This is a genomic window from Collinsella sp. LCP19S3_B7 (genome assembly GCF_052121795.1).
GTDB lineage: Bacteria > Actinomycetota > Coriobacteriia > Coriobacteriales > Coriobacteriaceae > Collinsella.
On sequence record NZ_JBQKDO010000006.1, the window covers coordinates 57,507 to 78,916 of the forward strand.

The following is a 21,410-nucleotide window of genomic DNA, read 5'->3' on the forward strand; positions in this document are numbered from 1 at the left end:
AATACTGGTAAAACGTTTTTTCTTTGGCGCGTCGCCAAACTAAAATATCGCCCAGATAGCAGCGGTTAGAGCGGTTGGTAAAGTTTTTTCATATACCGTTTTTCCCGTAAAAAATGAACTTCTAATTCGACATACGGTCGATTTTTTGGGGTATTCGGTCGGCATTTCGTTATAATCAACTCAGTTTTATTTCTTATGGTTTATCTATCAGCGCAAGACGATGTCAGATGGAGGTCTGAATGTACAAGCGCACTAAGATTGTATGCACCATGGGTCCCGCCTGCGATAGCGACGAGACCATCCGCGAGATGATCAAGGCGGGCATGAACGTCGCCCGTTTTAACTTCTCGCACGGCTCCTACGACGAGCACCACGGTCGCATCGAACGCGTCCGTCGTATTTCCAAGGAGCTCGGTATGCCCGTCGGCATCCTGCTCGACACCAAGGGCCCCGAGGTCCGCACCGGCCTTCTGGTCGACGGCAAGAAGGTTGCCGTCAAGACCGGCGACAAGATCGTCGTCACCGCTCAGCCCACGTCCGAGGATTTCCACGGCACCGCTGAGCACATCTCCCTTGACTACCTGGCTCTGCCCTCCGAGGTCGAGAAGGGCTCCCTCATCCTGATCGATGACGGCCTGGTTGCTCTCGAGGTCGAGTCCGTCGACGGCCAGGACATGACCTGCGTCGTCAAGAACGACGGCCTGATCGGCGAGCGCAAGGGCGTCAACATGCCCAACGTCAACATCTCGCTGCCCGCCATCACCGAGCGCGATCGTCAGGACATCCTCTTTGGCCTGACCGAGAACATCGACTACATCGCCGCTTCCTTCATCCGCGATGGCGAGTCTGTCCGCGGCATCCGCGAGCTTTGCCGCGAGAACGGCGGCGAGCACGTGACGATCTTCCCGAAGATCGAGTGCGCCCTGGGCGTCGAGAACTTCGACGAGATCCTCGAGGCTTCCGACGGCATCATGGTCGCCCGTGGCGACCTGGGCATCGAGATCAAGCCCGAGCTCGTTCCGCACATCCAGAAGGAGATCATCGCCAAGTGCAACGCGGCCTACAAGCCCGTTATCACCGCTACGCAGATGCTCGACTCCATGCAGCAGAACCCGCGCCCGACGCGCGCCGAGGTTGCCGACGTTGCTAACGCCATTTACGACGGTACCGACGCCGTCATGCTGTCCGGCGAGTCCGCTGCCGGTAAGTACCCGGTCGAGGCCGTCAAGATGCAGGCCAGCATCGCTCTCGAGACCGAGAAGTACCTCCCGGCTCACGCTCCGCTCGAGGTTCCGACCGATGCTCACGGCACCCGCGTCGTCAACAACGTTGTGGGTATGTCCGCTGTGAACATGGCCACCACCGTTGGCGCCAAGTGCATCACCGTGCCGACGACCACCGGCCGTACCGCTCGCCTGATCTCGCACTTCCGTCCCAACATGCCGATCTGCGCGTTCTCCCGCCACGAGTGGGCCGTCCAGCAGATGATCATGTACTGGGGCGTTATCCCGCACAAGGCCGAGATTACCCAGGGCACCGTCAACGGCACGATCGTCAAGGCGATTGAGACCGCTAAGGAGCTCGGCTACGTCGAGGCCGGCGATTTGACCGTCGCTACCGCCGGCGATCCCCGCATGAGCGTCCAGCTTGAGGACAAGGTCTCCTCGACCAACGTCGCTTACGTCGCTCAGGTGCGCTAAATCGCACTTGCAAGCACATTTGCATTGCAAAGGGCACGGAAGGCGAAGCCTTCCGTGCCCTTTTTAAGACCTACTTTATATGCCGCTTCATCGATTTGTGTTCGGTCGCGAACCTTTCCGATGCCGAGCGCACCACCGACGATGCCCTGCGACGGAAGCTGTTGGTCAATTGGGATGAACTGTTCGGCGTCAAGCCGGCCGGCTAGCAGCTAGCGATCAGAGGGACTGCGGGGACGTCAGAAGCGTCAACACGGGCGGCAAAACCCGCCTCGGTTAGCTCGACGACCTCGGTAAACGTTGCGTCAAAGAACTCTTCGGTCAGCAGACGGTACGGCGGATGATCCGGATCACCGGGGTTTTCGCGCACAATCTCGTGCATAACGCCAATGGTCTTGAGCACATACTCTTGTGGAATCGAATACTGACCAAACTGGGCCGCCGCGGTATAGAGGCGATCGGTCGCACGCGGGATAGAAACGATGCCGAGCGTCTTGCCAAACCAGTCAAAGTCTCCCTGCTTCTTAATGCGGAATTCCTCGCACGGCTTGCCGCCGCGCGCCTCGAGATATTGGTTCACGCGCGTGTTCCACACGGTATCGGCCACCAGATGCGACCAAACGCCCAGCGTCAAATCGAGCAGCGACTGCGCCACATCATCGGGCGCGAGCGAAAACTCGGCGGCGCCGGGGCCGTCAACCGGCTTAGCGTCTTTGTAGCGCTGCGGATAGTGCACCCGATTGAGCCTTTCACGCTCTTCGACAATCGAGGTCGCTGCAGCCGGCGCACCCGTCGGCGCACCTTTAAGCAACGGCGCCACATAGGTGTCCCAAAACTCATGCTCGCGTGGCTTAGGAATGGGCTCGGGCTTGGCAAAGTGCGTGATGCGATACGGGATGGGGTCGGCAATACCGGGAACCATGTAGCCCACAAAAATGTCCGGAACCACGCTGCCAAACAAAAAGGCATTGCGGTCACGCACGTTATCGGCAAGCGCGCCGGCACGCGCCAGAAGTCGTTCCGTCTGAGCGATATGAATATTCCAACTTGGCATAGCCACCCCCGTAAAAACCCGGATAACTATACCATTCGCAGCAAGTCACGCGCGCGGCCGCAACCCCAATATGCAGCAACTATTCTGCTGCACCGTTTTCGGTTCCATATGACGGCACGGGAGCCTCGACCACGTGGTGATATCGATCGATATAAATCGCACGGGCCCCAAGACGTCGTACTAAATCCTGATGATGCGTGCTCATCAAGACCGTCTTACCGGCAGCAACATAAGCCAGTAGAAAGTTGACCACGATGTCGCAAGATTCCTCGTCAAGTCCGTTGGTAGGCTCGTCGAGCACCAGAATATCGGGGTTCATCGACACGACGGCAGCCAGCGCCACACGCTTCTTTTGCCCGCCCGAAAGCTGATAGGGCGAGGCATCGACCAGATCGGCAACCTGAAACAGCTCCATGGCATCACGGACGCGGCGCCCGAGCTCGTCCGCCGAAAGCCCCATTTGAGCCGGGCCAAACGCGACCTCCTCGCCGACCGTGGCGCAAAAGAGCTGTGCATCGGCGTTTTGGAACACGAAGCCCACGCGCTGATGGAACCGCTGGGCCGTCGCGGAATCCTTGAGACATGCCGCATCGACCACATGTCCATCAAACAGGTACGTACCCGCATCAGCAAGCTCAAGGCCGTTGATAAGCCGCATGATCGTCGTCTTGCCGCAGCCGTTGGGTCCAAGCAGCGCAACCAGCTCACCGCGATTAACCTGCAGCGACAGGCCATCGACCACCGTATGGCCCGCATAGGAAAACACCACGTCGCGAAACTCGATGAGCGGCGTGGCCTTGGCGCCGGCAGCACCGCTCGCACCCATCGCACCATTTGTATCGTTTGCCAAAACGTCGCCCTTCCCTGTTCACATCGACGGCTTGACCGCCCGCGCTACAGCACCGCGCACAACACGGCGAGCAGCATCACAACGGCCGCATAGACCGCGTCGCGCCAGCCAAAGCCGTTCCGTGTAGGCGCCGGATATGCGCCGGCAAAACCGCGGCAAAGCATAGCCTCGTCCATCGCACGGCTGCATTCCATCGCCTTGATAAAGGTCATGCCCATGATACCCGCGATCGAATCGGTACGCGAAAATCCTGCAGGCGCGCGGCCCACACTGCGAAGCATGACCGATTCGCACAGGTCGTGCGCCGTGCGACCCAGCACCTCGATGTGTTTGAGCGCCATATCAAACGTAAAGATAACCTCGTCGGGCAGGTGCAGCATCTTAAGCGCCGCCGACATGCGACTCCAGGTAAGCGTCCACGAAACGCCCAGCACCAGTGACACATTAACAAAGGTCTTGAGCGCAATCTTGAGCATGGCGCCCGTTGCAGAAGCACCCAGCAGCAGGGCCGGCAGCGCCAAAACCACGGCAAACCCCGCGGCAGCCAACGCCGGCACAAAGGTCGCGCGCAGCCCGCGTACGGGGCGCACCGCAACGAGCACCAACGCGATCGCTGTCATCAACATCAAGTACAGCGGGCTCTGCGTCAGGCATACGCACAGGACGCAGACGAACATCCCCACCAAACGCACTGGCGCCGAAACGGAAGAAAGGGCGCGGTCGATAATCGACCCGCCCTTATGCGCGCCGCCGCCTAGGCGAACCCGCTCAAGTAGGCTCGCCAGGTGCAGGACATTCTTTTGCATCACACGATGCCGAGCCCCCGCAGGCTCGTATCGCTGCTCGACCGCAAGCCAGCTAGGCAGCTCGACCGTCGCCATGGGCTCCGCTTTCCTTAACCGTCAGCGAAATCAGGCGAAAGGCGATGGTGAGCACCGCCACGCCAATCACGCCCGAGAGGATATACATGGCAGCCTGGCCGGCAAAGCCAAGGCCCTGCTCTTCGGAATAGGCCTGCAGATAATCGCCCGTGGGCAGGGCATCGGCAAAGGTCGGGGTATCGAGACCGACCGAAGTCTGCAGACTGTCGTCACCAGCCTCCTGAACGGCGGTCGCGGCGCCCTCAGCGTCCCACTCGCCCCAGGCGTCACCGGTGGCCAGCAAGCCGAGCGGCGTGGCCACGACAAGCACAGCGACCAGGATGAGCGTGGGGACCAGCGAGGTCTTCTTGGCAGCAGCGCCCTCGGCAGCAAGCTGGCCATCGGCGGCCTCGGGCCCGACGATAACGCTCGGCGCCGTCTTCTTAATGAAACCGTAGATGGCGGCCGTTGCCACGCCCTCGACCACGCCGGCAACCAGCATATGCGGGATCATCATGGCCGGAATGGCAATAGAGAGCGGGAAGGGGCAGTACAGCGGAGCGCCCGAAGCGTTGGTAAAGAACATCGGCTGAATACCAAACTCGATCGCCGTGCACAGGGCCGCCAGGCACAGGCCGACCCAACCGCTTACGACGGCCGAAACCGAGGTGCCCCAGCTCTTGTCGTGCAAACGGCTGTTGAGCGCACGGAACACGATAGCGGCGGCAAACGGCAGCACGAAGGCCATGTTAAAGCAGTTGGCGCCAAAGGACAGGATGCCGCCGTCGCCAAACAGCAGCGCCTGCAGCGCCAGCGCGACCGAAACCGCGATGGCCGCGGCCTCCGGGCCCAGCAGCAGCGCGATGAGCGCGCCGCCGACGGCGTGACCCGTGGTACCGCCGGGCAGCGGCACGTTGAACATCATGAGCAAGAAAGAGAATGCGGCGCAGATGCCCAGGAACGCCATGTGCTCGCGGTCGAGCGTGGCGCGCACCTTTTTGATGCAGTGAACCCAAACGGGCACCATCGCCACTGCCATGACGACATCGGTCTGCGGGGACAGATAATTATCTGGAATGTGCATGTACGCCTCCCGGTTATCGGCGCACAGAATTACAACGCCGCTTAAATCACCTTGCCAGTGTTACGTATTGTCAGATTCGTAACACGCCACGGGCTATCATAGCAAAACGGCGCACTGCCGACAAAGCAGCACGCCGTTATGCAATGCGCGTGTCATATATGCAGGCTCAGCAGTGCCTTATACCGAGGATAGCAGTCACGTAAGGCTCGGCAGCAGCCACCGCTGAACCATACCCCAGTGCAGGACCTAGCCGCGGACCTCGCCGTTTACGCCCTTGCACACCTTGGTGACGATCTTCTGGTGCGCTTTTTCGACCTCTTCGCTGGTAAGCGTGTGGTCGTCGGAGCGATACGTAAGCGCAAAGGCCATGGACTTCTTGCCCACGCCCACGCGGACCGGATCGCGGTAGACGTCGAACAGACGCACACCCTCGAGCAGCTTGCCACCGGCGCTGGTAATGCGGCGCTCAAGGTCCTCGCAAGTCACGGAGTTGTCGACCACGATAGCAAGATCGTGCTCAACAGCCGGGTACTGCGAGAACTCGCGGTAGTTCTCCTGGTTGCGGGCGCCCTTGATCAGCTTGTCCAGGTCGAGCTCAAAGGCAACGACGACCTCGTCGATGCCCATGGCTTCGCGCGCCTCGGGGTGGATCTCGCCGACCCAGCCCAGCACGGTGCCGCCAGACAGAACCTCGGCGGCACGGCCCGGCTGCAAGAAGGCATAGCCCTCGCCCTCGACGGGACGGAAGCGAACCTTCTCGATGCGCAGCTGGGCGAGCAGCTCCTCGACAATGCCCTTGCCAAAGAAGAAACGCAGCTTGCGGTACTTCATGTTCCAAGACCGCTCGCTCCACTGGCCCGAGAGCACGCCCGCCACGGACTTAGTCTCCTTGGGCAGGCTGGCGTTCTCGCGGCCGTGGAACAGGCTGCCGACCTCGTACAGGTGCACGTTGGGCGTGCCATGGGCCTCGTTATAGGCCACAGACTGCAGCAGGCCCGGCAGCAGTGAGCGGCGCATCTCGGTCTGCTCGGCCACCAGCGGGTTCATAAGTACCACGGGGCAGCCGCGGCCCTCGGTGGACATGCCGATCTTCTCCAGGTCGCCCGGCGCGGCAAAGCCAAAGGTCGTGGTCTCGTTGAGGCCGCAGGCGCGCAGGATCTCGCCGACCTTGCGGGTAAGCTTCTGCTCGCGGGTCAGGCCGCCGATGTGGTTCTTGGCAGCCGGGATGGTCGCCGTCACGCGGCCCATGCCCCACAGGCGCAGGACCTCCTCGATCAGGTCGATCTCGCGCGGCAGGTCGGGGCGGAAGCTCGGCGGGGTAACCATAAAGTCCTCGCCGTCGCGCTCGACGGTGCAGCCCAGGCGGGTGAGCGAGCGCTCGATAAAATCGGGCTCGATGTCGGCGCCGCAGATGGCGTGCACGCGGGCCAAACGCAGCTTAATGCTGTCGATGGTCTTGGGCGCGGGGAACACATCCACGTAGCCGGGAGCGACCTCGCCGCCGGCGATCTCCTCGATGAGCGCGCAGGCAACATTGGCCACATCCACGCAGCCGGTTTCATCGACCTGGCGCTCAAAGCGGATGGAGGCGTCGGAGATCAACGACAGGTCGCGGCTGGTGTGCGAGGTGCGACCGGCGTCGAAGCAGGCGCTCTCGAGCATCACGTCGACGGTGTCGTCCTCGATCTCGGAATCCATGCCGCCCATAACGCCGGCCAGCGCCACGGGACGCTCGCCGTCGGTGATAAGGCCCATGCCGGCATCGAGCGTGCGCTCCTCGCCGTCGAGCGTCGTGAACTTCTCGTCCTGCTGGGCGGCGCGAACCACCACGCGGCGATGACCATCGCGCTCGGCAAAGGTGTCCAGGTCAAAAGCGTGCAGCGGCTGACCGGTGAGCATCATCACGTAGTTGGTGATGTCGACGATGTTGTTGTGCGGACGCACGCCCAGGGCGTTAAGGCGCTTGACCATCCAGTCAGGCGAGGGGCCGACCTTCACGTTGCGCACGATGCGGGCGACATAGCGGTCGCACAGGCCCTCGTCGGCGATCTCGACCGAAAGCTCGTCGTCGGTCGCGCGGCCGGTCTCCGCCTTGATGGCGGGCAGCTCAACGTGGAAATCGCGATCGAAAATGGCACCGGTCTCACGGGCCATGCCGATCATAGACAGGCAGTCGGGGCGGTTGGGCGTGATCTCGCAGTCGAGCACGGTATCACTCGAGCCCACGTACTCGGCAAACGGCATGCCGCAGGGCGTATCCTCGGGCAGGATCATAATGCCGGAGTGGTCGCCGCCCAGGCCGAGCTCGCGCGCGGAGCAGTTCATGCCCATGGACACGACGCCGCGAAGCTTGCTCTTCTTGATCTTGACGTCACCGGGAAGCACGGCGCCGATCATTGCCGTGACGATGTGGTCGCCGGCCTCGAAGTTCTGCGCGCCGCAGACGATCTGCAGCGGGGCGGGATTGCCGTCGGCGTCGAGGTTCTTGTCACCCACGTCGACCGTGCACACATACATATGGTCGCTATCGGGGTGCGGGGTCTTGGTGAGTACCTTGGCGGTCACCACGTGGTCGAAGGACTCGCCCACGGTGTCGATCGCCTCGACCTCGGTGCCGGTACGGATATATTCGTCCGAAAGGGTCTTGGGATCCTCCGGAATATCGATCATGGTCTTGAGCCAGTCGTAAGAAACACGCATCTAACTGGTCTCCTTTCATCTGTAACGTCTGCAATAAACAGACGGAAAACTCCAGCTACGGAGACGGGTTTCCGAGGTGCCGCAGATTGCCCCGAAAGAGGAGCGCCGCGTACTTGGGTACGCAAGCGACGGTTTGAGGGGCAAGGTGCGGTGGCTCGGGAAGCCGCCGGGACAGGTCAACTTAAAACTGATTCAGGAAACGCATATCGCCTGTCATGAGCGTTCTGAGGTCGGGCAGGTCGTAGCGCAGGGCCGCGACGCGCTCGGCGCCAATGCCAAAGGCGAAGCCGGTGTACTTCTCGGGGTCGATGCCGCAGTTGATCAGGACGTTGGGGTCGACCATGCCGCAGCCCAAGATCTCGATCCAGCCGCTGTGCTTGCAGAAGTTGCAGCCCTTGCCGCCGCAGACGTGGCAGCTCACGTCCACCTCGCAGGAAGGCTCGGTGAAGGGGAAGAAATGCGGGCGGTAACGCGTCTTGCGGTCCTCGCCAAACATGCACTTAACAAAGTAGTCGAGCGTGCCCTTAAGATCGCCAAAGGTGATGCCCTCGTCGACGACCAGGCCCTCGATCTGGTTGAACTGCGGCAGGTGACAGGCGTCGGCCGTGTCGGGACGGTAGACGGTGCCCGGGCAGATCATGTAGATGGGCGGCTTCTGCGACTCCATGGTGTGAATCTGCACGCCCGAGGTCTGGGTGCGCAGCAGCACGTCGGACTCGCCGTGGGCATGCGCCTCGGGGTGCGCGACGCTGCCGGGGTTGTTGTCGACCACATAGAAGGTGTCGCGGGCCGAGCGGCTCGGGTGATCCATGGGGGCGTTGAGCGCGGTGAAGTTGTAGTAGGAGGTATCGACCATGGGACCGGACTCGACGGTGTAGCCGATACCGCTAAAGATATCCTCGGCCTCCTCGATGATCTGCTTGATCAGGTGCTGGTGGCCGATCTGCGGACGAATGCCCGGCAGCGTGATGTCGACGGCCTCGTGCTCCAGTGCGCGCTTGAGGGCGGCGGCCTTCATCTCGGTGGTGCGCTCGTCGAGCATGCCCTCGATCAGCTGGCGCATCTCGTTGGCACGCTTGCCCATCACAGGGCGATCCTCGGGGGCGAGCTTGCCCATCATGCGCATCAGGCCGGTAATACGACCCTTGCGGCCGAGCAGCTCAACGCGCGCAGCCTCGAGCTTGGCGGCGTCGTCGGCGCCTGCGACGAGCTCCTTGGCCTCTTCCTCGAGTTTGACCAGATCATCAATCAGACTCATGTCTTCCCTTTCGTCTCTCGCGTTCCCCGCTCGCCATGACGACTGCCGCCGTCTGGCGTTGCAAAAACGCGGCCCGGTTCGGTAACAAAAAACCGTCCTCGGGCATGTGCATTGCCCAAGGACGGTTGAATTCCGCGGTACCACCTTGTTTGACCCGGCGGATGTCTGGCCCGCCGTGTCCACTCTGTGCCCCTTATCGCGAGGCTCACGGCTTCCCTACTGGGGCTTCGCCGCCGCTGGCCGCGCGCCCGTTGAGGTTGCTGCTCGGGAGTGAACGCTTGGCCCTTGCCACCGCAGGAAGGCTTGCAGCCCATGACCTTCCCTCTCTTGCCGGCGACGCGGCGGGCAAAACCCTCTCCGTCAACGCATTGGGCTATAGGATAACACATTCTGCGAGCATATCGCCGCGTTCCGTTTTGTTCGCACTGGGTACAAGGTAGGTAGCTGTGCAAACTGGCCGCACGCCCACCCGTGGCGTCCGGTCTGCGAGATCAAGGATATAGGTATGGGAAAGAAACTCGATAAGAAAGCCAAGGCCGCCGTGGCCAAGGCCTCTAAGAACGCCAAGGCGGGCAAGGGCATCAAGAAGCTCCGCAAGCTCGAAGGCAAACTATGGACCCGCGAGTACCTGCTCAAGATTGCCGAGTTCGATGGCGCGACGATTGCCCCCGCCAACGGCGCTGCGGCCCGCGCCGATGCTATGGGCACCCTTGCCGGCGAACATCACAAGCTCCTGACCAGCAAAAAGTCCGTCGAGCTTGTAAGCTCGCTGGCACACGAGACCGTCGCCGGCGGCAAGATCGACGACCCGCAGCTGCTCGACGAGATCCGTGTGCTCGGCCGCGACCAGCGCGAGGCCAGCGTTATCCCTACTGAGGAGGCCGAGGCCTGGACCAGGCTCACCTGCGAGGCCGACGCCGTGTGGCACAAGGCCAAGACGGCCAACGACTGGGCGAGCTTTGAGCCCTACGTGGATAGAATCGTCGCCCAGCTCAAGCATCAGGCCGAGCTCATGGACCCCAAGCGCGACCCATACGATGTTTGGCTCGACCAGTACGAACGCGGCCTTTCCGCCAAGAGCTTCGATGCGTTTTGTGACGAGGTCAAGGCCACCGTCGTGCCGCTCGTTCACGCCATCGGCGAGCGCGGACAGCAGCCTACTGCCGACTTTTTGCACGCGCATGTGCCCGAGGCCGCCCAGCGCGCCATGAGCTTCGACCTGATGAAGCTCGTCGGCCTTAACCTGGACGACACCACGCTCGCCTTTACCGAGCACCCGTTTAGCGAGGGCTTCTCGGTGGGCGATGCGCGCATCGCCACGCACATCTACGAGGACGACTGCATCTCCAACGTCTATAGCATCATCCACGAGGCGGGGCACGCCATGTACGAGCTGGGCGTGAACCCCGCTTACGCGCGCACGTGTCTGGAGGGCGGCACCTCCATGGGCATTCACGAGAGCCAGAGCCGCTTTTTCGAGAACACCGTAGGCCGCAGTCGCGCTTTTATGGGACCGCTGCTCGAAGTGCTGCGCCGTCACGCGCCCGAGGTCTACGGCAACGTGGACGAGGACACGCTCTACCACGCCGTGAACATCGCTCAGCCGTCGCTGATCCGTACCGAGGCAGACGAGCTCACCTACCCGCTACATATTATGGTGCGCTACGAGATTGAGCGCATGCTGTTTGCCGGCGAGGCCACGGCCAAGGACATCCCCGCGCTTTGGAATCGCTTTATGGACGAGTACCTGGGTATTCCTGTTCCCGACGACACGCGCGGCTGCCTGCAGGATACGCACTGGAGCGGCGGCTCGTTTGGCTACTTCCCCACGTATGCGCTGGGCAGCGCCTACGATGCCATGTTTGTGCCGGCCATGTGCCGCGACGGTGTCGACCTTAACGGCGCCTGTGCGAGCGGCGACCTGACACCCGTCCGCGCTTGGCTGGGCGAGCACATTTGGCAGTGGGGCCGCGCCAAGGACGCGCCGGAGCTCATCAAGGGCGCGTGCGGTATGGCATTCGATGCCCGCTACTACTGCAGCTATCTGCAGGACAAGTTCACCACGCTGTACCAGCTGTAAGGATTGACCAGCACGCCATCGCCAACGCCAACCATGTTGACGTCGATGTCTTGGCAACGTCAGCGAAAACGGCCCCAAGCGAGCAAGGTGACGTGAAATGAAAGGGCGCTGACCTTCTGGTCGCGCCCTTGAAATTGAACGCCAGATTGCCGCTTGGGGCCGTTTGTAGCGTCGAGCGGTTACGCGGTTTGGTAAAACCGCGTAACTACAGAGCCTCCAGCGCGGCGGCGATGCGCTTCATGGCGGCGTCGGCGGCGTCTTGGTCGGGGGCCTCGGCCAAAACGCGAATCACCGACTCGGTTCCGCTCTTGCGCACCAGCACGCGGCCCTCGCCCGCCAGCGACGCCTCGGCCTCGGCAATGGCGGCCTGCACGCCCATGTTGCCCAGCGCAGCATCCTTGTCCGCCACGCGTACGGCAACCTGCGCCTGCGGCAGCAGCTTGCACGGCACCGCGAGCTGCGAAAGCGTCTCGCGTTCGGCACGAATCACTTCCATCACACGCAGCGAGGTCATTATGCCGTCGCCCGTACGCTCGATATCGCCAAAGATCGTATGGCCTGTCTGCTCGCCACCCAGGCTGTAGCCGCCCTCGCGCATCTTGGCATACACGTGGCGGTCGCCCACGCCGCTGGTCACGGCACTCAGGCCGGCAAGCTCCAGCGACTTAATCAGGCCAAAGTTGCTGGCGATCGTCGGCACCACGGTACCGCCCGAGAGGCGCCCGTGCTTGTTAAGATACACGCCGCACACGTACAGAATCTGGTCGCCGTCGACCACGCGGCCGCGCTCGTCCACGGCCAGGCAGCGGTCGGCATCGCCGTCGTAGGCAAAGCCCACGTCCAGGCCCTGCTCCACCACATGGCGCTGCAGGCGCTCCATATGCGTAGAGCCGCAGTCGACGTTAATGTTAAAGCCGTCGGGTGCGGCGTTAATCACGCGCACATCGGCGCCGAGCGCATCGAACACCGGCTTGGCGACAGAGGACGCCGAGCCGTTGGCGCAGTCAATGCCAATCTTGACGCCCTGCAGCGAAAAGTTCGCGCTTGCAATGAGCGAGGCAATATAGCGGTTGCGACCCTGCATGTAGTCAACCGTGGCGCCAATCTGGTTGCCCGTGGCCAGCGGCACCTCGCTCTTGTCATCGATGTAGTCCTCGATGAGCTCCAGCACGTCCTCGTCCATCTTAAAGCCGTCGCTGTTGACCAGCTTAATGCCGTTATCGCAAAACGGGTTGTGGCTCGCACTGATCATGATGCCGCAATCGAAGCAGCCCTCCACGGTCTGGTGCGCCACGCCCGGCGTAGGAATCACATGCAGCATATAGGCGTCTGCGCCGCTCGCAACCAGACCGCTCACCAGCGCCGCCTCGAACATATAGCTCGAGCGACGCGTGTCCTTACCCACGATCACGCGCGCCTTGGCCCCGCGCCTGGCGCCGTAATACCAGCCGACAAAGCGGCCGATCTTGTACGCGTGCTCCACGGTCAGCCCAACGTTGGCCTCGCCGCGAAATCCGTCGGTGCCAAAGTACTTCATAAGAGGTCCTTTCCGTAGACAAAGGCGCGCCGCCAAAGCAACGCGCCGCCAGCCTATTATCCTTTAATAGCAACCGCGGGGGCTACACCGTTAAAAACATCATTACGATAATCATGGCAAAGCCGATAAGGTCGGTCGGCAAAAATACCGTGCCCAGCATAACGGCGCTGGTAATGGTTGCCGAGACCGGCTCCACGGTCCCGATGAGGCTCGCGCGCACCGAGCCGATGTCCTTGACGCCCTGCATATAGAGCATGTACGCCAAAAACGAGCCCACGACCACAAACACCGCGAGCGCCTCGACGCCGGCGGCATCGAGCGCCGGCATATGGGCCCAAGGCTGCACGAAAACGCACGAGACCACGCCTGCCGTGAGCATGGCAGAGCCTGTAACGATGGGGCTGCCGTATTCGGGCAGGATCTTGGCGGGAATCACCGCCATGCAGGTGGCGCTCACCGCGCACATAAGACCCGCCACCAGACCGAGCGGCGAGATGCTCAGGCTCGTGGGGTCGCCGCCGGTGGCGATCAAAAACGTGCCGCCAAGGGCCAGGCCAATACCGATAACCTCGCGCATGCGCGGTTTGCGGCGATCGGTGATGCAGGTATATCCCATGATGATGACCAGCTGCAGGCACTGAAGGACCGTCGCGGTTCCGGCGTTGGTCAGGCGCACGGCCGAAAGATAGCAAAACTGGTTAAAGAGCAGGCCAAAGGCGGTAAAGAGCAACAGCTGCTTGCGGTCGGTCGGCGTCGTCCAAAGCTTAACCAGGCGTGCGCGGTCGCGCGTGACAACCGCAGCCATAAAGAGCAGGCCGGCGAGAATCTGTCGTATGCTCATAAGCCACAGCGTATCGACATGGTAGGTATCGAACAAAAAACTCGCGCTGGTGCCCGAGAAGCCCCAAAACGAGCCGCCCACGAGCGTAGCCAACATGCCCACGATCATCTTGCGCGTCTGGGCATCGTTGAGGCGGTCGCGCCATGCACGGCGGGTGCTGCGGCTGAGCTCATCGGTGCCCTCAGGCACATCAATGTTCGATATATCGGTCATCGGCACCGAAGCCCCTGTGCCTTCGACCTGCTCGACACGCTCTCTGCTCATCCCGCTCCCCCGAAACAGCCTGGAAACAATTCGGCTTACCTTACCACGGCGAAGGCACCAGCTGGGGGCTTGTCCGCTTATCGGTAGGACAATTCCGCAGACGTCTCTTCCATGGTTCGGCATTGCAACGGCTTTGCATTATGCGATAGCCAAATCGCGGCAGCGAGCTCTTTTAAAATGGGCGCGACAAAGCCCTTTGATTCCACAACGTTAGCGATTTTAAAAAATATTCTTGCCACCGAGTTCAAGCTCCGTTATATTATCCCTTGCGCACTTGCGCACCCTTGATCGGGCGTTTAGCTCAGGGGGAGAGCGCTTCCCTGACACGGAAGAGGTCAGAAGTTCAAATCTTCTAACGCCCACCAAATGTTCGCAGCCCAGAGGCTATGCCTCTGGGCTGTTTTGTTTTATGTGCTAAGCCAAAAGGGCGCCGTGGCACCCAAAACCGCTTCGGCAGCTCCAATAACCATCCCAATCGAGGCTGATACCGCCTCTACATAACCGGCAATCATCCCGGCAGACCCCAAGTTGCTTCGGTATCGCCGGCAATTACCCCTGCCACACCCAAAGTCGCCCAGACAACCCCGGCGATCGCCCCAATCAGCCCCAAAATCACCCAAACAGCCTTGGCGACTGCCCCGATCTGGCCTTCGCAAGCCTCGCGGCCACATCCGGACAGCCTTCCCATAATCAGGTCTAATACTTTTCCCGAGAAGTGAACGACCTTATTTGGACCCCTGAAGCATCCACACTTTTTACAGCCAAAACCGCAGGATTCCAATGATAAAACCGCAGGAAATAAGCCACCAAAAGTGTCGATGTTTCGGGGGTCCGTTTTGACTCGTTCACTTCTCGGGAAAAGTATTAGACCTGACAATGAGACCCTTGGTCCCATGCCCAGCAACCGCCCCTACCAATGTTGACGCGACTCGATTACGGCCTGCCAAAGCTTAAACCGCTTCGCTTCGACGCGCTTGAGGGCAAAGTATCGCTGCTCCTCGCTCATGGGCTTGTTAAAAATGGGTCGCTTGTTCCGATGCAGCTTCCGTCGGATGCGTTCGCACAGCCGGATGAGCTTGTCGTAGTCATTTGCCTGCTCAGTCGTCACGGTGAAGTGTGCCACGCCGCTCAACAGCTCCAACTCGTTGCGGCGCTCGGCATCCTTGTAAATCTTCTCGCGTCCGTCATGAATGGCATCGCTGTCGTAATCGACCATCGCGGTCAGCACCTCTGGCAGCAGCCCGGCCTTTACTTTATCCATGCCCACCTCGACTTTAGCCGTAAGCGTTATGTCGGGTGTGCGCTCCAACACGCGAAGCTTGTGATCGCGTCCGTCATTGTATCCATCGCGAATGAAGACCTTCTTGTTAAGTTCGGCCTTGCCCAATGCATACCCGCCGTAGCGCGCAGGCAGCGACATAAACATGCAGAGCCCCGACTCCCTCGGAGAGCGCGACCCCTCGATCACATATGCAAGCAGCGCCTTTGCCTTCGCGATACCCCTCACCTTGGGTGACTTCTCGATATACGCCGCGATGAGCTCCTTAGTCGTGAGCCTGCTATCGCGCATGCCCGCATCCCTGCCTGTTACCCCACCGGGAGCAAGGTTATCCAGCCGGTAATCCGATGTCATCGCATAGCCGGCATAGACGGCCGCTGCCATATCGCCATCGTGCACAGCCTGCAAAAACGCCAGCTCGGGAGAGCACACATACGCATCAAGGTCGCCCATCCAGTGGCCCAGCGAGATAAACGAACCCGCCGGGAGCTCGTTGGTGCACAGATGCGTCTTAACATGCTTGCTCTGCCGACGGCCGGCGCGCGACGGCACCAGCAAATCCAGCTTTTCGATCCCCAGGTCATAGCGATCGATAACCTCCTGCGCTTCTTGGTCCAAGAGCGCACAGGCACCTGCAATCGACACGACCTCTGGCTCCGAATCCCCAAAGCGAGGGTTCGGCATGTGCGCCAACAGCGCCAATGCGGCGTTATGTGAAACGATAAAGTACCTCATGGCGCGAAGATAGCACGCACGCCGGCGGCGGCTGGCGGTTCTGCTAAGTTTCCGACAAACGACCGGCGGTTTTTTCGCCGAGGTGCGCCAAAGTGTTCATTCGCCGATGCCCAAACCGCAATCCGTCAAGCTTTTGGCAAGGTTGCCGCTCAACTGGCCAAAAGCCGACCATCTACTTGCCAGTTTATCCAAGGCGTAACCAACCAGTCCGCACCGCGGCTTCTCGGCAAAACGCCACAACGTCCACACCCTGCGGTATCCTTGAGCCACTTACACCTGTAGCACCAAGGAGCCACCATGCGCACCGAGCTCGATGTTCCCTTTTCGCGCAAAGAAGAAGCCAAGGCGCTGGGCGCCAAATGGGACCGGACCAAGAAGATCTGGTATGTACCCAGCGGCGTCAACCCTGAGCCCTTTGCCGAATGGCTGCCCGGTGTTGACCGATCCGACCCCTCTGCGCCGTATATATATCTAGTACTGGGCAAGCGCGAGTGCTGGAAGTGTCACAAAGAGACCTCGGTCGCGGCCTTCGGCATTCCCTATCGAGCCGATGACAGCGAGGGCATCGCCATCGCGCACGCACCCAACAAGGCCGGGCACATTGCCATCGACACGACCAATGCCAACGCGCTCGCCATTGTTCCCGCTCTTGGCTGCGTCCCGGGCGAGATCCGCGACTATCTTTCTAAGCGCTGTGGCTACAAGCCCGTAGGCGCGCGAGCCTCCAAAGCCCCATCGCTCGGCAACACGTGCACCAGTTGCGACGCGCTGCAAGGCAGCCGCTATCTGTTCGAGGAGCCCTCGTCCCCGTTTGCCCTCACTGCCATCAACAAGCTGCCGGCACTGGAGTTTGTGCGCGTCGAAGTTGCCGGCGTCTTTGGCGTCCCGGCCACGCGTACCAATTTTGACCAGGCACTCTTTACCTGGGCACGCGACCATCACACCAAGTTCCACAAGCAGCTCGGTGAGGGGGTTTATTTGTAGAGACGGAGAGGCCTTCACAGCCAGCTCCTCCGCATCGCCTATCCCTCGTCGCAAACGTCATACACGATATCGAGGCCGCAAACAGGGCATTTCTCCGGATACACCGGCATATGAACGCCCGTCCGTTTTCTCACTTCGTCGCTGAGTCTGTCGCGCGCATCGATGAACCGAATATCGAGACACGATATTTGCGAGCCGCGACAAGGACAGGCGACAGCAAACGACCCGCAATCAACCTCTACGCCCGGAAACATATTGTTGTCGATAAGGGCACACGGCAGTTTTCCGTACTTCCCCATCGCAATATCGCCTCGCCAGCTCACACGCGCTCCTCTCTCGCTATCCAAATCAGGAAGAGCATGCACCGGCGGGCGTGCACGAGATTGCATCGCCACGCGATCCGATCAAACAACACGATCGTAAAAGACCGCCGAAGCCAAATACGCTAATACGGCAGAAGCCCCGCCTTTTCACGCTTCTTTTCCGAGCGATCAAACTCAATGCGATGGGCCTCGAGAAACACCGCATTGGGTCGCCACTGACGCTCATTCGGCTGCCTTAGCGTCGCACCTGCAAAGGAAGCGTAGTCGGTCTTATCCAGCAGGTACGATCCGCACAGCCGATATTCGCCGCAAACAGGCTCAAACGAAATCAGATGAGCATCGAATAGAGCATGAAAGTCGCGCCGAAGTAGAATGCCGTTGCTGGCAACCTGCGATTTGGGTCCCGAGTAATTCTCGATATGTGCAGCCTCCAGTGCCTCGTTAACCCCACAACCCGACACCGCGCAGCGACCATCATAGGCGGCAATGAGCTGCTTGCGGAACCATTGCTGCCCCAATCGCTCGCGTCTCAACGCATAGCGAGCTTTTTCGTCATCGGTCGCACTCTGTCCGGCAAACTCAATGTCGGCTGACATGTGCTTCAGATAGCTCATGTCGGACGCAAAACGAGGATCAGGCCCGCCTTTATGAACGGGACCATGCAGAACAAACCAGCCGTTTTCGGGTTCAAACCGTTCAACAAACGCAAGGCCGAGCACCTTATAGCCCACCTCGGTTGCAAATATGACTCCAACTGGAACGCCATATTCCATGCAGTTGAGCATTTTACGGTTGTAATTCTGGTCTCGAGAACCAACGACGCCTGGCGCTTGAACCGAATACTTAATGACCCACGTACCGTCATCCAAATAGAGCGGAGGCACATCGGTGTAGAAGCTCTTTTTAGAGTTATGGACCGAAAGCGCAAAGATCTTATTGGGATCTTGCTTCACCCGGTCCTGGCCCGGCCAGAAGATCCCTGAATCCCGTGTTACGGGAAAGAAGTCCGCGCCAATTCTCAAACGATACTGATACTGAGGGCTATCTTCCTTGGTGCGGTGCGGAAGGCTGGTCCAAACGCCGCCGCGCTGCTCCTCACCCAGAAACCACTCCCATGCCTCAACGTATTCGGAAGGCACGAGACTGCAGGCACGGTCATAGCTTGGTCCATCCATCAACGGAACAGCAAGGTCAATGTCGTTCATCGCCAGCACCTACAACCATACGAACGCGAGTCATGCCCCTCAATAATATGGCCGAGAGTCAATTATTACGAGATCTTATTCGCGATCGGCACATCGTTGATGCTCTCGGTTTGCCGCTGGCGCGCTCGTACCCCGCTATCCCACTCCCCTGTATACTGATGTAGCACGTGTTTCATCCGGGCTTGTTGGGCCGGATTGTTCATGGGAGGGTCTTGTGGCTGCTTCGAATCCGCCTAAGGGGAGCGTTTCTTCTTCGTCCATCAAGCCGGTTACGCGCAAGGCCGTGCGTTGCCAGCGCGAGGTCGCTTGGCTTGTCACGCAGGCAGCGGGCAGGCTTGTGGCGACCACTCAGGACGTCAACGCGCCTACGCCGAGCTTTGTGCTGGCAGCGGCGCTGGATTTCGTGCGCCAATTGGAGCTTGCCGCACAGGATGCCAGCGGCCACCTCGACTACCAGAATGTTATGGCGCCCGACCTGCAAACGTTCTGCCACATGGCCAAGTTGCCCGCCGCGCCCAATGCGCTTTCGGACGCAGGCTACATGTTTACGCTTTCGGGCGCGGACCTTATCCGCGACATCTATGCATACTGCAGCGAGCTCGCCGAGCGCCACGTCTTTGACGCGGCTGAAGTCAAACCGGGAAATGTCATCAAGCTGGTTCTTAGGCTGTTCTTGATGGACGGGTTCGGGGCCATGCCGGCGTAAGCCGAGTCTTCAGCATCACCGTCGACTGGACAACAACCGCTTTACCTTAGTGGGCGCCAATTGAGGGTCGATTATTGGGTCGCCTCGTCCACTAACGCATTTATTCCACGCGCTCTGACAGTCGATACTTGCGGTTGCGGCTCGTCGCCGGCGCCGTGGGCTCAAGCTCGCCTTGAGCAATGAGCGCGTTGACGCGCGACCTTACCTGGGAAATTGTAAGCCCCGTACGTTCTGCCAGCTCACGCGTCCCCAGCTCGCCGTAGTGTTTGAGTGCCGTCACAATTAAGCCCCCGCCATGATCGACCGGCTCGATCTTTGAACGGTAAAGTACGACCTTGAACCGATCGAACCCCGGGCAGAACAGGGGCTCGGCCAGACCATGCGCGCGCATGGCATCGATCATCATCGGGATGCCCGAGCCATTGCCCTCAGCCGGCGAACCTGCGCCATCCGGCAGCGGGACAATCGACATGAGTTTCACGAGCGTCGCGTTACGGCATCGGGAGCTACCGTCAAACAAGTTCTCGCGAGTCTTTCCCCCGTAAAGGCCGCCAGGATTCGTCACCTCGACACGATCGTCAAAGACGTCGACGGCAATCGATTGTCCACAGAACCGATCCCCGTATTCTCGATGGATTACGGCGTTGGCGATTGCCTCGCGCAGGACCTCCTCGGGAATCTCCAGCGAGTCGACACGCGAGACGCCTTGGACGGTCGAGGTTCGCCGCAAATTCTTGGCGACGGCCGCGACAGCATCCGAGATCATCTCGCCCAGGGTGCCCTCGCAGACTGTGCGGTCCATAAATCTTAGCGGTCCCGCAGCGCCCTTTTGAGTTCCCGCATGGACAGCCACATCAATGAAAAGCTTGGGATAGAACTGCTGAGGGTAAACGCCCGTGGCAAGGAGGCCAGCCTTGGTAACATTGCCCTGGAAGTCGAGGAGATTCAGGCGCTCCATCTTTGTCTTCTTGTCCGTCGCACCACGCATCGCTCGAGGCGTCAACGAATAGGCGCGTTCTATCGTGCGGTCGACCAGCGACTCGTCGAGATCGCCCACACTCGTGCCGGGCACCGCATCGCGATCGCTAGGACTCGTCCGTTCGTATGACGACAGTGCCAAAACCTCGGTCGACGAAAGGGGCACGTCTTTGTCATCGACGCGCTTGTAGCTGCCGCCCTGGGCGCCCCGCTCTATTACATAGCAAGGCTTGCTCGACGGGTCGAGCTCCTCAATCGTGATAACGAGAACAACGGTACCCCGAAGCCCCACGCGCTCAATGGTGTATTTGGGCGGATTGGCCAGTTTTCCGCGACCGCCGGCATCACCCATGCCTGCGACAAATTGGTTGAGCACCTTCTCGGTCTCAAAGTCCTCAACCGGGACAAAGCCCGCGCGCTCGCTCACGCCGAGCACGATAATTCCGCCGGCGGTATTCGCGAATGCGCTAACCGTTTCCCATACGTCGCGAGAAAGCGTCGTGGCGCTCTCCTTGACCTCGACGCTAAGATCGTCCGAGCCCATGCGCCTTAAAGACTCGAGCAGACCGATCAGCTCGTTCTCGTTCATCTGCACGTCCTTTCGCTCGGTCCGGCGGAGAATGCCGCGAATAGATTTCCTTCGTCTCTCAGTTATCTCTCGTAATTATCTCTCATCTTTCTGTTATATCTCATATTAGAGAGGAGTGAGAGATGAAAGATAAGATGTCTGTCATCTGTTTCATTTAAACATGTTTTCGCTGGTAAAACAATCTATATTGAGACAATACCATGGTTGCCTGTCTCTTTGCAGCATTGTTATCTCTCATATTTATCTCTCATCTTTCTGTTATCTCTCATATTAGAGATGAGTGAGAAATGAGAAATGTATGAGTGATGGACGGTCCGAAAATCCGCGCTCGTGTGTCCGAATATCCACGCTCGCGCGGCGGTCACGCAGGGCCTTCGCCCAATCCG

At 60.2% G+C, this 21,410-nt stretch carries 15 protein-coding genes and 1 tRNA gene; 5 read left to right on the top strand and 11 right to left on the bottom strand.

Annotation, left to right across the window (positions count from 1 at the left end; all coding sequences use genetic code 11):
- Positions 1–239 precede the first annotated feature (239 nt).
- Positions 240–1,700 carry a pyruvate kinase gene (gene pyk, locus ACTQW0_RS03970; RefSeq protein ID WP_427719104.1) on the top strand — a complete coding sequence of 487 codons (1,461 nt, stop codon included), beginning with the start codon at positions 240–242 and terminating at the stop codon, positions 1,698–1,700.
- A 202-nt stretch (positions 1,701–1,902) separates the two neighbouring features.
- Here pyk and ACTQW0_RS03975 read toward each other — a convergent pair whose 3' ends face one another.
- The 6 genes from ACTQW0_RS03975 to pheS form a co-directional block, all read right to left on the bottom strand.
- Positions 1,903–2,751, bottom strand: coding sequence for a hypothetical protein (locus tag ACTQW0_RS03975; RefSeq protein ID WP_441031707.1), 849 nt, complete (start codon positions 2,749–2,751; stop codon positions 1,903–1,905).
- A 79-nt stretch (positions 2,752–2,830) separates the two neighbouring features.
- Positions 2,831–3,601 (bottom strand): energy-coupling factor ABC transporter ATP-binding protein, encoded by a 771-nt coding sequence (locus tag ACTQW0_RS03980; protein WP_441031709.1) that lies wholly within the window; start codon positions 3,599–3,601, stop codon positions 2,831–2,833.
- Positions 3,602–3,645: 44 nt separating this feature from the next.
- Positions 3,646–4,482: an energy-coupling factor transporter transmembrane component T family protein gene (locus ACTQW0_RS03985; protein ID WP_441031711.1), complete on the bottom strand. Its 837-nt coding sequence runs from the start codon at positions 4,480–4,482 to the stop codon at positions 3,646–3,648.
- Positions 4,460–5,545: a cobalt transporter CbiM gene (cbiM, locus tag ACTQW0_RS03990; RefSeq protein WP_441567031.1), complete on the bottom strand. Its 1,086-nt coding sequence runs from the start codon at positions 5,543–5,545 to the stop codon at positions 4,460–4,462. Before cbiM ends, ACTQW0_RS03985 begins: the two co-directional genes overlap by 23 nt.
- 246 nt (positions 5,546–5,791) lie before the next feature.
- Complete coding sequence (gene pheT / locus ACTQW0_RS03995) at positions 5,792–8,245, bottom strand: phenylalanine--tRNA ligase subunit beta (protein WP_441567033.1); 2,454 nt, start codon at positions 8,243–8,245, stop codon at positions 5,792–5,794.
- Positions 8,246–8,426: 181 nt separating this feature from the next.
- The gene (pheS, locus tag ACTQW0_RS04000; protein ID WP_441559593.1) at positions 8,427–9,503 is read right to left on the bottom strand and encodes a phenylalanine--tRNA ligase subunit alpha; all 1,077 of its coding nucleotides are present in this window, start codon (positions 9,501–9,503) and stop codon (positions 8,427–8,429) included.
- 505 nt (positions 9,504–10,008) lie between these two features.
- Between pheS and ACTQW0_RS04005 the strand changes: the two genes are divergently transcribed.
- Positions 10,009–11,583, top strand: coding sequence for a carboxypeptidase M32 (locus tag ACTQW0_RS04005; protein WP_441567035.1), 1,575 nt, complete (start codon positions 10,009–10,011; stop codon positions 11,581–11,583).
- 205 nt (positions 11,584–11,788) lie between these two features.
- On the opposite strand, the gene glmM is transcribed toward ACTQW0_RS04005, so the two are convergent.
- Together glmM and ACTQW0_RS04015 are read right to left on the bottom strand one after the other, a co-directional pair.
- A complete protein-coding gene (gene glmM, locus ACTQW0_RS04010) occupies positions 11,789–13,120 on the bottom strand; it encodes a phosphoglucosamine mutase (protein ID WP_441567037.1) in 1,332 nt (443 codons plus the stop codon).
- Between the two features lie 82 nt (positions 13,121–13,202).
- Positions 13,203–14,225, bottom strand: a complete 1,023-nt coding sequence (locus ACTQW0_RS04015; RefSeq protein ID WP_441567039.1) for a DMT family transporter — start codon at positions 14,223–14,225, stop codon at positions 13,203–13,205.
- A 290-nt stretch (positions 14,226–14,515) separates the two neighbouring features.
- Between ACTQW0_RS04015 and ACTQW0_RS04020 the strand changes: the two genes are divergently transcribed.
- Positions 14,516–14,590: transfer RNA gene (locus tag ACTQW0_RS04020), tRNA-Val, on the top strand.
- Between the two features lie 545 nt (positions 14,591–15,135).
- Here ACTQW0_RS04020 and ACTQW0_RS04025 read toward each other — a convergent pair.
- Positions 15,136–16,149 carry a hypothetical protein gene (locus ACTQW0_RS04025; protein ID WP_441567041.1) on the bottom strand — a complete coding sequence of 338 codons (1,014 nt, stop codon included), beginning with the start codon at positions 16,147–16,149 and terminating at the stop codon, positions 15,136–15,138.
- A 387-nt stretch (positions 16,150–16,536) separates the two neighbouring features.
- Between ACTQW0_RS04025 and ACTQW0_RS04030 the strand changes: the two genes are divergently transcribed.
- Complete coding sequence (locus ACTQW0_RS04030) at positions 16,537–17,223, top strand: DUF5710 domain-containing protein (RefSeq protein ID WP_441042262.1); 687 nt, start codon at positions 16,537–16,539, stop codon at positions 17,221–17,223.
- A gap of 445 nt (positions 17,224–17,668) precedes the next feature.
- Here ACTQW0_RS04030 and ACTQW0_RS04035 read toward each other — a convergent pair whose 3' ends face one another.
- Complete coding sequence (locus tag ACTQW0_RS04035) at positions 17,669–18,751, bottom strand: HNH endonuclease (RefSeq protein ID WP_441038653.1); 1,083 nt, start codon at positions 18,749–18,751, stop codon at positions 17,669–17,671.
- 214 nt (positions 18,752–18,965) lie between these two features.
- On the opposite strand from ACTQW0_RS04035, the gene ACTQW0_RS04040 reads away from it, so the two are divergent.
- Positions 18,966–19,457 carry a hypothetical protein gene (locus ACTQW0_RS04040; protein ID WP_441567043.1) on the top strand — a complete coding sequence of 164 codons (492 nt, stop codon included), beginning with the start codon at positions 18,966–18,968 and terminating at the stop codon, positions 19,455–19,457.
- 100 nt (positions 19,458–19,557) lie between these two features.
- On the opposite strand, the gene ACTQW0_RS04045 is transcribed toward ACTQW0_RS04040, so the two are convergent.
- Positions 19,558–21,024 (bottom strand): ATP-binding protein, encoded by a 1,467-nt coding sequence (locus tag ACTQW0_RS04045; RefSeq protein WP_441567045.1) that lies wholly within the window; start codon positions 21,022–21,024, stop codon positions 19,558–19,560.
- Positions 21,025–21,410 lie beyond the last annotated feature (386 nt).